The following is a 13,361-nucleotide window of genomic DNA, read 5'->3' as shown; positions in this document are numbered from 1 at the left end:
GCTGTCCGGGTAGCTGGAGGAGTATGCTTACATCATACATACATACGTGCCGCGCTTTCAGGTTGGGCGGCATTCTCCTGCACATGCACGGAGGCCAATATGCGCCCTATTCGGAAAATTGCGACATACCTTTCCACTCTGGTTGCAGCCTTTCCTCCACCTTTTTGCGCCGCAGCAGAATCCTCCACCGTCTCGCGTACCCTGCTGGCCGTCCCTGAACGCGGCACCCTGATTTCCGGCCCCACCCTGTCCCGCATCGAAACCGGCGTGTTCAGCACTTCCAAGCGCATCGAGCCGGCCATGCTGGCCGAAGTGCTGGAGAAGGCCGGCAGTACCGTGGCCCAATTTGCCGGTACGCCGCGCTGCACTATCACCACCTACAGCCTGCGTTACAGCACCATCGGCGGCAGCGGCGAGCCGACGGACGCCAGCACCGCGCTGATCCTGCCGTCCGGCGAAGATCCCGCCTGCCAGGGGCCGCGGCCGGTGCTGTTGTACGCCCACGGCACCTCGACCGCCAAGGACCACAATATGGCGCGCCTGCGCGGCGAGGCCAAGCTGGTGGCGGCCTTGTTCACCGCACAAGGCTATATCGTCGTAGCGCCCAATTACGCCGGCTATGACGGGTCTTCACTGCCTTACCACCCCTACCTGAACGCCGAGCAGCAATCGGCCGACATGATTGACGCCATGCGCGCTGCCCGCAGTGCGATGGCGCAGCTCAAGGTCCAGGCAGCGCCGCAGCTGTTCCTGGCCGGTTACTCGCAGGGCGGCCACGTCACGCTCGCCACGCAGCGCGCCATGCAGCAAGGCAGTGAATTCAAGGTCACTGCCGCCGCAGGATTGTCCGGACCGTATGCCATGGCGCGCTTTTCCGACACGGTATTCAGCGGCCAGCCGAATGCCGGCATCACCATCTATTTGCCGCTGATTGCCACTTCCGCCCAGCGCGCCGGCGCGGCCATCTACAGCAAGCCGGAGGAGCTGTATGAGCTGCAATACGCCAGCGGCATCGAAACGCTGTTCCCTACCACGATGACGCGCAAGGAACTGCTCAAGCAGGGCAAGCTGCCCAAGGCCGCCCTCTTCGCGCGCGACTCGCTGCCGCAGGGCAGGGGGGCATCCGTCTACTTCAGCAATCCCCACCTGGTACGCACCAGCTACCGCGACGCCTACCTGCAAGACCTGGCCCAGCATCCCTGCGACGATGGCGACTGCACGCCCGCCAACAACCTGCGCAAATGGATGCTGAAAAACGACTTGCGCAACTACACGCCGCAAAGCCCGCTGTTGCTGTGCGGCGGCAGCAGGGACCCTTCAGTACCATTTTTCAATGCCACCGCTGCGGCGGAATATTTCAGCGAACATGGCGCGCCGCCGACCGTGGTCGATCTGGAAGAGCTGGGCGCACAGGACGAATTCAGGGATGCCCGCCGCAGCTTCGTGCTGATTAGCGAGGAGGCCATGAAGAGGGCGCAGGAAGACGCGCCGAAAAGCGGTCGCAGCGCCAACGAACTGCTGATGGACGCGTATCACGCCCGTCTGGCTGGCGCGCCCTGCCTGCTGGCCGCCCGCAGCTACTTCAATTCGTTGATGCGGCAGGATGCGCCAGCAGCGCCTTGACCAGCGCGTTGCGATCGAAAGGATCGTCGGCCAGCACGATGTCAGGCTGCAGCAGCGCCGGTTCGCGCTTGCCTGACGGGCGGTCGAGCACGAAGCGCGGCACCACGACTTCCAGCCCGGTGTTGGGCAGCACGTGCTGTTTCTGCGTGCCGCCGGTCTGGCGCACATAGGCATAGCCTGCGGCGCCGACCAGCCTGGCGAAGCCGTGGTCCTGCACCGTATTGCTGAACAGGATGGCGGACGAATAAGTCAGGTCGCCCACCAGCACGAATACCTTGCCGCTGAAATGCAGCGGATGCGCAGGCTCCGGCTGCACCCAGCTATCGACGTTGCCGCTGACGATGTCGCCCACTTTTTCGCCGGGGCCGGCGCGGCCTTCCAGCACTTTCTTCACGTAGCTGGAGCCGTTGCGGTAGGGCTTGTTCGCGATATAGCGCAGGATGCCGGTCTTCCACATATCGTCGTCGCCGCCGCCGTTTTCACGCACGTCGATCAACAGCGTCTGCGCGCCGGCATCGCGCAAGCTGGTAAAGGCGCGTTCCGTGAAATCGTAGAAGCGCTGCTTGTCCGGCCAGGCGAACTGGTTGACGGTCAGCAGTCCGACTCCGCTTGGCAGGATGCGGAACTGGAAAGTCTGCTCGAACGATTTTTCGCCTGCCACCGCAGCCGGCAGTACCGGGGCTGCAGGCACTTCCAGTACCTGCCCGCCGGCCTGCAGGGTAAAGCGCTCCGCTGCGCCATAGTTCTTCCAGTAGTACAGCCAGAAGCGCCGCTCCAGCAGTTTATTGCGAAAGGCCGGCGTATCGCCGTGCACCAGCGACCCCAGCTCGCGCAGGATGCGCGCCGCCGGCATGCCGTTGATATTGCCGATCTCGCGGCCTGCCAGCGCGGAGCTGCCGCCGCCCAGTGCAGCGACGATGCGCAAGCGCTGCTGGCCATCGATCATGACCTCGAACGGGAACAGCCTGCCGCCTGCCTGCAGGTGGGCCCGCGTTTCCGAGCGCCAGTCGGGGAACACCACGCCGAGATGTGCATCGTTGAAGACCGGGTTCATGGCTGCCAGCACGCGCCACGCCTCGTCGCGCGACAGGGGCTGGCCCAGCCTGCTGCGCGCCACCTCGAAGGCTTGCTCATAGGCTTGCTGCCCGGAGCGCAGTGCGGGCTCGGGGTGCGTGCTCTCGATGGCTTCGCGCACGAATTGCAGGTCCTGCTGCAACTGCGCAGGCGTGAAGCGCGCCGGGTCGGCGTGCAGTGGGGCGCAGCACAGCGCGCCGAGGGCAAGGAGGAGGGCAGGAATTTTCATTGCCGAAATTCTAATGAATGGAATAAAGTCTGTGCTTAAGATTTCTTGATTACATGATTAAGGCCAGCCTTAATGCTCTCCACTGACGACCTGAGTTTTTTCTGCGCCGTGGCCAGCCAGCCTTCGCTGTCGGCCACGGCGCGCCTGCTGGATGTGACGCCGTCTTCCGTCACCCAGCGCCTGCAAGCTATCGAAGACAAACTGCGCCTCAAGCTGGCCGACCGGCAGGGGCGGGGGATTGCGCTGACCGAGCAGGGGCAGCTGCTGGCCGAACGGGCGCAAGCGATCCTGGCCGAGATGGACTCCTTGCAGCGCGCGCTGCACGAACAGCGCAATGAGCTGGCGGGGCGCCTGCGCGTGCTGGCGCCGATGGGCTTCGGCAGTGCGCACATCGCCCCGCTGGCGGCACGCTTCCGGGCGCAGCATCCGGCGCTGGCCTTCGAACTGGAATTGTCCGACCGGCCGAACCTGCGCCTGCACGAAGGCTGGGACGTGGTGATCCACATCGGCGCGATGCGCGACTCCAGCCTGCGCCAGCAAGTGCTGGCGCGTAACCGGCGCTACCTGTGCGCGGCGCCGTCCTACCTCGCCCGGCACGGCAGCCCGCGCAGCCTGGAACAACTGGCCGGCCATGCCTGCCTGGCCTTGCGCGAGAATGAGGAAGACGCCACGCGCTGGAAGCTGATGCCGCCCGGCGCCAGCCAGTTCCGTACCTTGCGCATCGAACCCACGCTGGCTTGCAACGACGGCCGCGTCGTCAAGCAATGGGCGCTCGACGGCCACGGCATCATGCTGCGCTCGGAATGGGACGTTGCGGGTGAGCTGCGCAGCGGCGCCCTGTGCCGCGTATTGCCCGACCATGCATTGCCGGAGGCCGACATTGTCGCCCTGCTGCCGGCCAGCGTCCGCCAGCGCCCCCAGCGCACGCGCCTTTTCGTTGATTTCCTGAAGCAGCAATTCGCCCGTCCTGCCTGGCTGGAAGAACAGTGACTTGCAATGCTGATGCGTGGCTGCTACAGTCGCGCCCCTTGGTTGTGCAAGGCTGTTGTTTTTACAAATTTCTACTTGTAACAAGCAAGTCCAAGCTGGCATATTAGTTCGGCAGCGAATAGCACGTACGTTCGCAAAGCACACAATAAAATCATCCCCTCTGGAGACACAATGCGTCATTTCAAACTTGCCATGACGGTCATGGCAGCGGCAGTTATTGCCGGTTGCGGCGGCAGCGACCCACGCCCAGGCGACCAAAGCCCTAAACTCAAATATTCTGCCCAGGTTTCTTTCGGCGACAGCCTGTCGGACGTCGGTACCTACAAGGTCGGCACCGTGCAAGCCATCGGCGGCGGCACTTTCACCATCAACGGTGACAATACCAAATCCAATCCGGCGCTGACCGGCAAGAACTGGACCGAGCTGATGGCCGCGCAAGTCGGCCTGCCTGCACCGTGCCCGGCCGTGACCGGCCTCGATGGCGATGCGGCCAAGGGCTTCAGCGTACCAGTGCAAGCCAAGGCAGGCTGCTATGGCTATGCGCAGGGCGGCGCTCGTGTGACCAATCCTGTCGGCCCCGGCAACAAACTGACCGGCAGCCCGCTCGGTGCGCTGACCGTGCCGATCGTCACCCAGGTCAAGAACCACCTGGCTGCCGTGGGCGGCAAATTCAAGGGCGATGAAATCGTCTACGTCATGGGCGGCAACAACGACGTGCTGATCGGCCTTGAGCAACTGTCGGCTGGCGCTACCGCCGCCGGCACGGCAGCAGGCAGCACCGTCTTCGCGACAAGCCTGGCCACCCAGCTGGCAGCCGGCGCCACCGATCCAGCCACTGCAGTGCAATCCATCTCGCTGGCCATCGCCACCGAAGCCGCACGCGCCGGCAGCACCAGCGCCAGCATCGTGCAGGCCGCTGTAACTGCCGCCTACTCGGCTGGCAATACTGCCGCCGTCTCGGCAAGCGTTTACGGCCCAATGGTCGTCAAGGCACAGGCTGATGCGACTGCCGCAGGCGCCAAGGCCGGTGCCGACTACGCCACCGCGCAAGCGCCGATCCTGGTGCAGAACATCGCCAAGGCGGGCGCTGAACTGGTGGCACTGGTCAAGACCCAGATCGTGGCCAACGGCGCCAACTTCGTGGTGGTGAACAATATGCCGGACATCGCCAACACCCCGTCCGGCCTGGCGCAATCGGCCAGCACCCGTGCCCTGATCGACAGCATGGTCAAGGCCTTCAACGACACCTTGTCGGCCGGCCTGTCGGGCGACGCCAAGATCCTGCTGGTGGATACGTTCAGCGTCAGCCACGACCAGGCAACCAATCCGGCGCCGTATGGCCTGACCAACGTCACCGACACCGCCTGCGACCTGACGCCTGCCAAGAACCCGCTGGGCAATTCGCTGGGCTGCAACGCCAGCAACCTGAAGGCCGGCGACGTCAGCCACTATTCCTACGCCGACACCGTGCACCCGACCCCGTTCCTGCACCTGCTGCTGGCACGCTATGTTTCGGAAAAAATGGTAGCCAGGGGCTGGCTGTAATCAAAGGATAATGGAGACACAATGACACAACGCATCAACACCGCTGTAAAGCTGCTGGCCGTGATGGCCGCGCTGGGCGCAGCATCGGGCGCATCGGCGCAATCCAAGGGTGAATGGCTGGCAAAGGTCGGCGTCAACCGCATTTCGCCGGACGTCACTTCCGGCGACGTCACCGCACCTTCCAAGCCAGGCATCAAGGCCGAGGTGGGTTCCGACACCAAGCCGATCTTCAGCGTCGGCTACATGATCACCGATAACGTGAGCACTGAGCTGATGCTGGGCGTGCCGTACAAGCACACCCTGTACGGCGCCGGCTCGATCGAAGGCACCGGCAAGCTTGGTACCGCCGAAGCGCTGCCGCCGACCATCTTCCTGCAGTACCGCATGTTCGAGCCGAATGCGACGGTGCGTCCTTACGTTGGCCTTGGCTACACCTACGCCTACTTCCGCAAGGAGACTGGCTCCGCCCAGCTGACCGCCGTGCTGAACACCGGTGGCGAGCCTGCCACCTACTCGCTGGATGCAAAACACGCCGGCAGCCTGGTGCTCGGCGCCACCGCCAAGCTGGGCGAGCGTTATTACGCCGACGTGAACGTGGTCAAGACCAAGCTCAAGACCACTGCCCACTTCTCCACCGGCCAGACGCTGGACATCAAGCTGGATCCGCTGGCAGTCAGCCTGTCGGTCGGCTATCACTTCTAAGCCCAGCATCTCCCAAAGCCGCCGCAAGGCGGCTTTTTTTTTCGTCCCTGCGGCAAGCAGGGATGCAAAAATTGCACTATTATCATCGCGCATTTCGCAAATCCATTTGTCGAAAGGAACCCGCATGAAAACAGTCTGGCTGGGCTTTGCTGCCCTGTGTCTCAGTACAGCCGCCGTGGCGCAGAGTTGCGCCGAATCGCCGCCCTGCATGCGCGCCCGCGCCGCCGTGGAGGACCTGACCCGCATTGTCGCACCGGAAGGCGTGCAGGAAACCTACAAGGCCCAAATCGGCGGCATCGACCAGTGGATCAATGTGCGCGGCCAGGACAAAGCCAACCCGATGATCCTGTTCGTGCACGGGGGGCCGGCCTCGCCGGCCATGCCGACGACCTGGCAATGGCAGCGTCCCATCGAGGAGTATTTCACCGTCGCGCACTACGACCAGCGTGCCGTCGGCAAGACCCTGCGTGCCAACGACAAGGATGCGGTGGCTGGCACCTTGCGCATCGACCGCTTCGTCGACGATGCGATCGAAGTGGCGGAGCACCTGCGCGCCAAGTACAAGAAGGACAAGCTGATCATCGTCGGCCATAGCTGGGGCACCGTGGTTTCCACACGCGCCGTGCTGAAGCGGCCGGACCTGTTCCATGCCTACGTCGGCATCGGCCAGATCGCCAACATGCGCGAGAACGAACGGATCAGCTATGACTTCGGCATCGAGCAGGCCAGAAAGCACAACAACGCCGAAGCGCTGAAGGAAATGGAATCCATCGCGCCGTATCCCGGAAACGAGCCGATTACGCGCGAGCGCATCATCATTGCCCGCAAGTGGCCGCAGTATTACGGTGGCCTGAGCGCATACAAGAGCGATTCGGTGTATTACTTCCGTGCGCCGATGCTGTCGCCCGAGTACGACCAGGCCGATTGGGAGGCGATCGGCGAAGGCAGCCAGATGACACTCGGCACCGTGCTGAAAGAGTGGACGGAGGTGGATTTTTCCACCATCAGGAAGTTCCCGATTCCGGTGGTGATGTTCCTCGGCCGGCATGACTACACCACGCCGACCGAGCCAGTGGTGAAATGGATGGCGCAGCTCAAGGCGCCGTACAAGCAAAGCGTCTGGTTCGAACATTCAGCCCACATGATGCCGTGGGAAGAACCGGGCAAGACGCTGGCCAGCCTGCTCACTTACGTGCGCCCGCTGGCGCTGAAGGAGGGCAAGCGCAGTACTAAGGGTTATACGGCCCCTTGACTTCGCCCCAGCCCCACTTCGGCATCGGCTGGTCGGCATCGACCGTCGCACCGGGCTGGGAGTTGATGACGGCCAGCCGCGATCCCCATTCCAGGTAGCCCACCAGGGCCGAGCGGAATTCAGGATCATCCGGCATCGACAGTTCATCGGCGGTCTCCAGCAGCAGCGCCACCCAGCGGCGGCGCTGTTCCTGCGATAAGTGGCGGTTGAGGTGCTGCCGGATCATGTGTGCGTGGCCGCCATGTGCTTCGGAATATGCTGTGGGGCCGCCCATCACTTCGCCGAGGAAGGCCGCGACGTGTGCGGGATGATGGTCGCCCATATGGGCAAAGACTGGGCCGAGTAGTACATCGGCCTTGACGTGCTGGTAGAAACGAGTGGTCAAGCGGTTCAGCGCTTCGGTGCCGCCAACCCATTCGTACAAAGTTGGAACGTGATCCTGGGGCATGGTGTCGGTCCTTTAGAGGAGGAGAGTAGCTTGCAATTTCGAACGATATGTTTTGCCGCCTTGCTGCCGGCATTTTTCAGCCTCACCGGTTGTGCAGTGTATAGCGAAACGCGGCACAAGCAGGGCGAGGCCGTCAAGGAAGCCTGGAAGTCGGTCGACATCGGCGCCCAGCTTGGCGCCGCGCGCAAGGGGGAGGCAGCGCTGTTGGCCGAACAGCTCAGGACAGAAGAGGCGCTGCAGAAAGCGAGGCGTGATGCCCTGATTCGCTCCATGGTTTTTGAAGGCACTGTGGCAGCGCAATTGAAGGACCCGATCGAGAAGCAGTTGGTGGCGCTGGCCGGTTCGCCGCAAGTTGCTGTCGCCTGGACCGCCGCCCTGAAGAAGGAGGCGAGGGCGAAGAGCAACCTGCATGACGCTGAAATCGAATTCACGCGTGCAGGTGTCGAGATGCCTGCTTGCGGTGTTTTGACGAAGCAGTCGTTTGACGACTGGGCGCAGTCCCATGCTGGCGCGCCGGCATACTTGCGCGCAGCCTGGATGAGTGCCGCCGATGAATGCACCGGCGACGCCCTGACTGCCGGCTCCAGTTTCGCGTTCAAGGCCGGTGCCTTGGCGATTACCCAGAAAGCGGCGGCTGATGCCCGCGCAGCAATCGGTGGCGCAAAATCGGCCAGCCTCGCGGCCCGCAACCAGGTGACGAAACTGTCGAAGGAATACAGCGGGGAACTGGAAAAGCTCTCCGCCGATCCATCGCTTGCGCAAGACAAGCTGAAATCCATCGCCAGAGAGCTTGGTGAAGCGCTGGCAAAGATCGAGAAGCTGCCGGACCCGGTCTCGCGCCAGTTCGTGTCGGAGCAAAGGGTGAAGGCGCTTGATACGGCTCTGGCTTCGTTGGCGGGAAACGTCGACGGCAAGGGCGAGAGCGGTGCGACCGGTGCTGCCTTGGCCAGCCTTGCTGAATGGTTCGACCAGTCGCGCGTGGCGCTTGCTGATGCGAAGAAGCCGCGCCTGGCTGCCGTGCTTTTGCTGCGCAATCTCGAGCAGGCCAAAGCCGATGCCGCCGCCAAGGACGCCCAACTACAGGCAATGGAATTGCAGTTGCTCGAGTCGAAAATGAACTGGCAGCTCGAGCAGCTTCGCTCGCTGAGCTATGGTCATCAAGCCTTGCAGGCTGTGAGCGCAGAGATGGCCGAGATGCAGGTTCGGGCTGCGTTGGCGCCGGTCGAAACGGCGAAAGCCACTTCCGGCAAGGCCTTTGAAGACAAGACCAAGGTCTGGAAGAGTGCGGCCTCCTACCTCGATGCCAACGGGCGCCTGGCGGCGGAAGTGAACAAGACCGATATCCAGCGCAATGCGCTCGACCATGAGCGCGCCATCGCTTACGCGGAGGGGAATATCGCTCAGTGGAACGTGCTGATCTCGTCGACCGTCAACCAGCTCGCGGAATATGGGGATGCGGGTGTGCGCAAGGAAGACATTACAAGCCTGGTGAACTCGATTGCATTGCTGTTCATCGCGAAAGGAGTTCAGTAATGCGTTTCCTCTTGATGACTGTAGCGCTGGCGCTGTGCGGATGTTCAACGCCAAAGCCGGCGATGGAGCAGGCAAACCACGGCGTCGGCCTGATTGCCCAACTTGAATCCTCGTTGAGCGAATTCCGGCGTGTGGAAAAAAATTCCCTGGATGCCCGCGCCGAGTCCCTGCTCGCCCAGCGCAAGGCAATCGCCTTCATCGATCGCGAAAAGCAGCGCGACTTGCAGGCGCGTGTTGCAGCGGGCGACAAGCTGTCGGCAACGCTGATCGACAACCTGGTTGCAAATACTGAAGGACTGGCCTTGATCCAGGCCGAATACTCGGATACCAACGCCAGGAACGAAGCAGAAGTGGCGGCCCTGTTGACGCCAATTCCAAACAGCCGCAGCGCCACCGGCACTGCCCAGGCAAGGCTGGCGGAAATGGGAGAGGAACTCGGCTGGGATATCCGGCGCAGCGAACTGCAGGCTTTCATCAAGGCTGTAAAGGACAGCGTTGAAGACGGCAAAAAGAAAATTGAAGAAGCAGAAAAGAAAGCCAATGACTAATGGAGGCGAAGATGGCGTCACTCACCGAACAATACATGCTGGACTACTTCGACTCCCTGCGGCGGCTGAAAGCGAAGCAGAATGAATTCGAAGACGCTGCCTCCGACCCTGGCAGCACCGATGGCGCCCGTGCCTCAGCCGCGGCAGCCTATCTCGACATGGCCAACATGATTGCGCGCTTGCGCGAAGCGCATGAAGCGTTCATGCATCGCTTTGGCCCGGTGTCGACTGAATCGCCGACGCAGAAGATCGTGGATGAATCGAGCCGCCTGCACAAGGAGCTCGGCGAGATCATCGCCAAGTCGCAGGGACAAGTCGCGCTGATGCACGCGCTATCGGACTTCGTCGATCGCTGGCAGAAGCTGTCGACGGACAGCAAGAAGGGCGCGACGAAAGGAAAGACTGCAGCGGCGGCCAATCTGAACTTCCTGACGCAGCCAATCTGAGCACAAACGATAAGCCCCGCTCGCAGCGGGGCTTGCTTAATAAATGGGGTACGTCCCCATTTATTTACTGGAAGGCTTGGATGCCAGTCATCGCGCGGCCCAGGATCAGGGCGTGGATGTCGTGCGTGCCTTCGTAGGTGTTGACCACTTCCAGGTTCACCATATGGCGGATGATGCCGAATTCGTCGGAGATGCCGTTACCGCCCAGCATGTCGCGCGCTACGCGGGCGATGTCCAGCGACTTGCCGCAGGAGTTGCGCTTCATGATGGAGGTGATTTCGACGGCGGCAGTACCTTCGTCCTTCATGCGGCCCAGGCGCAGGCAGCCTTGCAGGCCGAGGGTGATTTCGGTCTGCATGTCGGCCAGCTTCTTCTGCACCAGCTGGTTCGCCGCCAGTGGACGGCCGAACTGCTTGCGGTCCAGCGTGTACTGGCGGGCGGTATGCCAGCAGGCTTCCGCCGCGCCCAGCGCGCCCCAGGCGATGCCGTAGCGGGCCGAATTCAGGCAGGTGAACGGGCCTTTCAGGCCGCGTACGTCCGGGAAGGCGTTTTCTTCAGGGCAGAACACTTCGTCCATCACGATTTCGCCGGTGATCGAAGCGCGCAGGCCGAACTTGCCGTGGATCGCAGGAGCCGACAGGCCTTTCATGCCTTTTTCCAGCACGAAGCCGCGGATCGCGCCTTCATCGTCCTTCGCCCACACCACGAATACGTCGGCTACCGGCGAGTTGGTGATCCACATCTTGGAGCCGGTCAGCGAGTAGCCGCCTGGCACCTTCTTGGCGCGGGTGATCATCGAGCCTGGATCGGAACCGTGGTTTGGCTCGGTCAGGCCGAAGCAGCCGATCCATTCGCCGGTGGCCAGCTTTGGCAGGTATTTCTGTTTCTGGGCTTCGGTGCCGAATTCATAGATCGGCACCATCACCAGCGAGGACTGCACCGACATCATCGAGCGGTAGCCGGAATCGACACGTTCCACTTCGCGCGCGATCAGGCCGTAAGCCACGTAGTTCAGGCCAGGGCCGCCGTATTGCTCAGGGATGGTCGGGCCCAGTAGGCCCAGTTCGCCCATTTCGCGGAAGATGGAAGTGTCCATCTGCTCGTGGCGGAAGGCTTCCAGGATGCGCGGCGCCAGCTTGTCCTGGCAGTAAGCCGCGGCGGCGTCGCGCACCATGCGCTCGTCGTCGGTCAGCTGGTCGTTCAGCAGCAGGGGATCGTCCCAGTGGAATGCGGCTTTGCTCATTATGCTTCCTGTCTCTCTTTGTTTATAAAAAATCAATCATTTCAACAGGTCGCGGAACTTCCCGCCGTGGAAAACCAGCGGTGCGTTCCCGGCAAACTCGCAATGTTCAACCTCGCCCACGAAAATCACGTGGTCGCCCTCCGGGTAGCGGCTGCGGTTGTGGCATTCAAACCACGCCGTGGCGCCCTTCAGGACCGGCTGGCCGGTGCGCGACAGCTCGAATTCGACCGTGCCGAACGGGTCTTCCGTGCGGGTCGAAAACAGCTTGGCCAAATGGGCCTGGTCGGCGCTCAGCACATTGATCACATAGTGCGAGTTACCGCTGAATATGGGCAGGCTGTTGGCGCCGGTGCCCAGGCTCCACAGCACCAATGGCGGGTCGAGCGAGACGGAATTGAAGGAGCTGGCCGTCAAGCCACGGAAACTGCCATCAGCGAGCCGCGTGGTAATCACGGTCACACCCGTGGCAAATTGCGACAGTGCCTGGCGAAAATGCACACTGTCGAATTCGCGCGAGGCGGCGCGTGGGGAGCTGGTATTCATGCGGGACCTGTTTGTTTCAAAGAGATTATGCCAAAGAACGATAGTCTAACCTTTGGCGAAAGCGACGGGGATTTTAGCTAAGGCGGCACTTTTTGAGCAGTGCGCGCCGATTTGCGCTACAGTAATACTTCCGGTACGTGAGGAGGGCGATATGGCTGAAGTAGCAATCCTGGGCGGTGGATGTTTCTGGTGCACCGAGGCGGTGTACCTGGAGGCGAAAGGTGTCACCAAGGTCGAATCGGGATACATGGGCGGCGCGCAGCCGAATCCCACGTATGAACAGGTGTGTACCGGTGAAACCGGTCACGCCGAAGTGGTGCGGCTGGAATTCGACCCGGCCCAAGTCAGCTACCGCGACCTGCTGGTCATCTTCTTTACCATTCACGACCCGACTACCCTGAATCGCCAGGGCAATGACGTTGGCACCCAGTACCGCTCCGTGATCTTCTACGAAACTCCTGAGCAGGAAGCCACTGCGCGGCAGGTGATCGCCGAGATGGCCCATGTCTGGGACGCGCCGATCGTCACCGAACTGGCGCCGTCCGCGCCGTTCTACAAGGCCGAGGACTACCACCAGAACTACTTCGCCCAGCATCCGCTGCAAGGCTATTGCGCCTTCGTGGTGGCGCCCAAGGTGGCCAAGTTCCGTAAGATGTACGCCGAGAAGCTCAAGTAGCCAGCCGGCGTCCGCCCGGCACCGTCAGGCTCGCAGCGATTTCACTCGGCGCATATCTCGGGCTGAACTATGCTATGGCCATCATCAAACCCTTGGACGGTGGCTTGTACCCTCGCCGGGAGTAATGAACAGGACCTTGGCCTGGCGCGCGATGTTCGCCGTGTGCCAGGTGCCGCGTGGGACGATGAGGAATTGACCGGGCTGGTCTAACTCAACCTTGCGTTCGCCGCCATCCACTTCCAGCACGAATTGGATGGCGCCAGAAATCAGGGCGACAATTTCTTCGCCGGCCGGGTGCTGCTCCCAGCTTGCCCAGTCCTCGCTGAAGTCATAAGTCGATACCAGCCGCCCCGGCCCGAGGTGGGCGAATGCGCCCGAAGTCAAGTCTTGCCAGAACGATTCGTTGACTTCAAGTGGCACCGAAGTTCCATCAGGGCCAAGGTGCAGGTAAGTTTCGACGGTATTGAATGGTCCAACAGCAGTCTTCATGGCGGAAACTCCTTCAGCAA

14 protein-coding genes are annotated in these 13,361 nt (G+C 62.2%); 9 read left to right on the top strand and 5 right to left on the bottom strand.

Features of this window, described 5'->3' with window-relative positions:
• The first annotated feature begins 99 nt into the window (after positions 1 to 99).
• Complete coding sequence (locus ACN9MY_RS28755) at positions 100 to 1,623, top strand: alpha/beta hydrolase family protein (protein ID WP_426319414.1); 1,524 nt, start codon at positions 100 to 102, stop codon at positions 1,621 to 1,623.
• On the opposite strand, the gene ACN9MY_RS28750 is transcribed toward ACN9MY_RS28755, so the two are convergent.
• The gene (locus tag ACN9MY_RS28750; RefSeq protein ID WP_426319413.1) at positions 1,583 to 2,926 is read right to left on the bottom strand and encodes a S41 family peptidase; all 1,344 of its coding nucleotides are present in this window, start codon (positions 2,924 to 2,926) and stop codon (positions 1,583 to 1,585) included. The genes ACN9MY_RS28755 and ACN9MY_RS28750 overlap by 41 nt on opposite strands.
• A gap of 72 nt (positions 2,927 to 2,998) precedes the next feature.
• Between ACN9MY_RS28750 and ACN9MY_RS28745 the strand changes: the two genes are divergently transcribed.
• The 4 genes from ACN9MY_RS28745 to ACN9MY_RS28730 all read left to right on the top strand — a co-directional run bounded on the left by ACN9MY_RS28745 (position 2,999) and on the right by ACN9MY_RS28730 (position 7,415).
• A complete protein-coding gene (locus ACN9MY_RS28745; RefSeq protein ID WP_426319412.1) occupies positions 2,999 to 3,916 on the top strand; it encodes a LysR substrate-binding domain-containing protein in 918 nt (305 codons plus the stop codon).
• A gap of 171 nt (positions 3,917 to 4,087) precedes the next feature.
• A complete protein-coding gene (locus ACN9MY_RS28740) occupies positions 4,088 to 5,461 on the top strand; it encodes an SGNH/GDSL hydrolase family protein (RefSeq protein WP_426319411.1) in 1,374 nt (457 codons plus the stop codon).
• 21 nt (positions 5,462 to 5,482) lie between these two features.
• A complete protein-coding gene (locus tag ACN9MY_RS28735; protein WP_426319410.1) occupies positions 5,483 to 6,163 on the top strand; it encodes an OmpW/AlkL family protein in 681 nt (226 codons plus the stop codon).
• A 124-nt stretch (positions 6,164 to 6,287) separates the two neighbouring features.
• Entirely contained in the window at positions 6,288 to 7,415 is a 1,128-nt protein-coding gene (locus ACN9MY_RS28730) for an alpha/beta fold hydrolase (protein ID WP_426319409.1), read from the top strand.
• Here ACN9MY_RS28730 and ACN9MY_RS28725 read toward each other — a convergent pair.
• Entirely contained in the window at positions 7,393 to 7,863 is a 471-nt protein-coding gene (locus ACN9MY_RS28725) for a group II truncated hemoglobin (RefSeq protein ID WP_426319408.1), read from the bottom strand. The genes ACN9MY_RS28730 and ACN9MY_RS28725 overlap by 23 nt on opposite strands.
• Before the next feature lie 30 nt (positions 7,864 to 7,893).
• Here ACN9MY_RS28725 and ACN9MY_RS28720 point away from each other — a divergent pair, with 30 nt between their 5' ends.
• Genes ACN9MY_RS28720 through ACN9MY_RS28710 form a run of 3 tightly spaced genes read left to right on the top strand, consistent with a single transcriptional unit; the run spans position 7,894 to position 10,390 of the window.
• Positions 7,894 to 9,396, top strand: a complete 1,503-nt coding sequence (locus ACN9MY_RS28720; protein ID WP_426319407.1) for a hypothetical protein — start codon at positions 7,894 to 7,896, stop codon at positions 9,394 to 9,396.
• On the top strand, positions 9,396 to 9,944 hold the full coding sequence (locus ACN9MY_RS28715; RefSeq protein WP_426319406.1) for a hypothetical protein: 549 nt from the start codon (positions 9,396 to 9,398) through the stop codon (positions 9,942 to 9,944). The genes ACN9MY_RS28720 and ACN9MY_RS28715 overlap by 1 nt, the downstream gene beginning before the upstream one ends.
• A gap of 11 nt (positions 9,945 to 9,955) precedes the next feature.
• Positions 9,956 to 10,390 (top strand): hypothetical protein, encoded by a 435-nt coding sequence (locus ACN9MY_RS28710; protein WP_426319405.1) that lies wholly within the window; start codon positions 9,956 to 9,958, stop codon positions 10,388 to 10,390.
• A gap of 64 nt (positions 10,391 to 10,454) precedes the next feature.
• Here ACN9MY_RS28710 and ACN9MY_RS28705 read toward each other — a convergent pair whose 3' ends face one another.
• Together ACN9MY_RS28705 and ACN9MY_RS28700 are read right to left on the bottom strand one after the other, a co-directional pair.
• The gene (locus ACN9MY_RS28705; protein ID WP_426165322.1) at positions 10,455 to 11,633 is read right to left on the bottom strand and encodes an acyl-CoA dehydrogenase; all 1,179 of its coding nucleotides are present in this window, start codon (positions 11,631 to 11,633) and stop codon (positions 10,455 to 10,457) included.
• 36 nt (positions 11,634 to 11,669) lie between these two features.
• Positions 11,670 to 12,176, bottom strand: coding sequence for a flavin reductase family protein (locus ACN9MY_RS28700; protein WP_426319404.1), 507 nt, complete (start codon positions 12,174 to 12,176; stop codon positions 11,670 to 11,672).
• A gap of 151 nt (positions 12,177 to 12,327) precedes the next feature.
• Here ACN9MY_RS28700 and msrA point away from each other — a divergent pair, with 151 nt between their 5' ends.
• Complete coding sequence (msrA, locus tag ACN9MY_RS28695) at positions 12,328 to 12,852, top strand: peptide-methionine (S)-S-oxide reductase MsrA (RefSeq protein WP_426165318.1); 525 nt, start codon at positions 12,328 to 12,330, stop codon at positions 12,850 to 12,852.
• Positions 12,853 to 12,936: 84 nt separating this feature from the next.
• On the opposite strand, the gene ACN9MY_RS28690 is transcribed toward msrA, so the two are convergent.
• Positions 12,937 to 13,341: a cupin domain-containing protein gene (locus tag ACN9MY_RS28690; RefSeq protein ID WP_426319403.1), complete on the bottom strand. Its 405-nt coding sequence runs from the start codon at positions 13,339 to 13,341 to the stop codon at positions 12,937 to 12,939.
• Between the last annotated feature and the right edge of the window lie 20 nt (positions 13,342 to 13,361).

It is taken from the genome of Pseudoduganella sp. R-31 (assembly GCF_049913235.1).
Lineage (GTDB): Bacteria > Pseudomonadota > Gammaproteobacteria > Burkholderiales > Burkholderiaceae_D > Rugamonas.
This window is presented reverse-complemented; position numbering and strand designations above follow the sequence as displayed.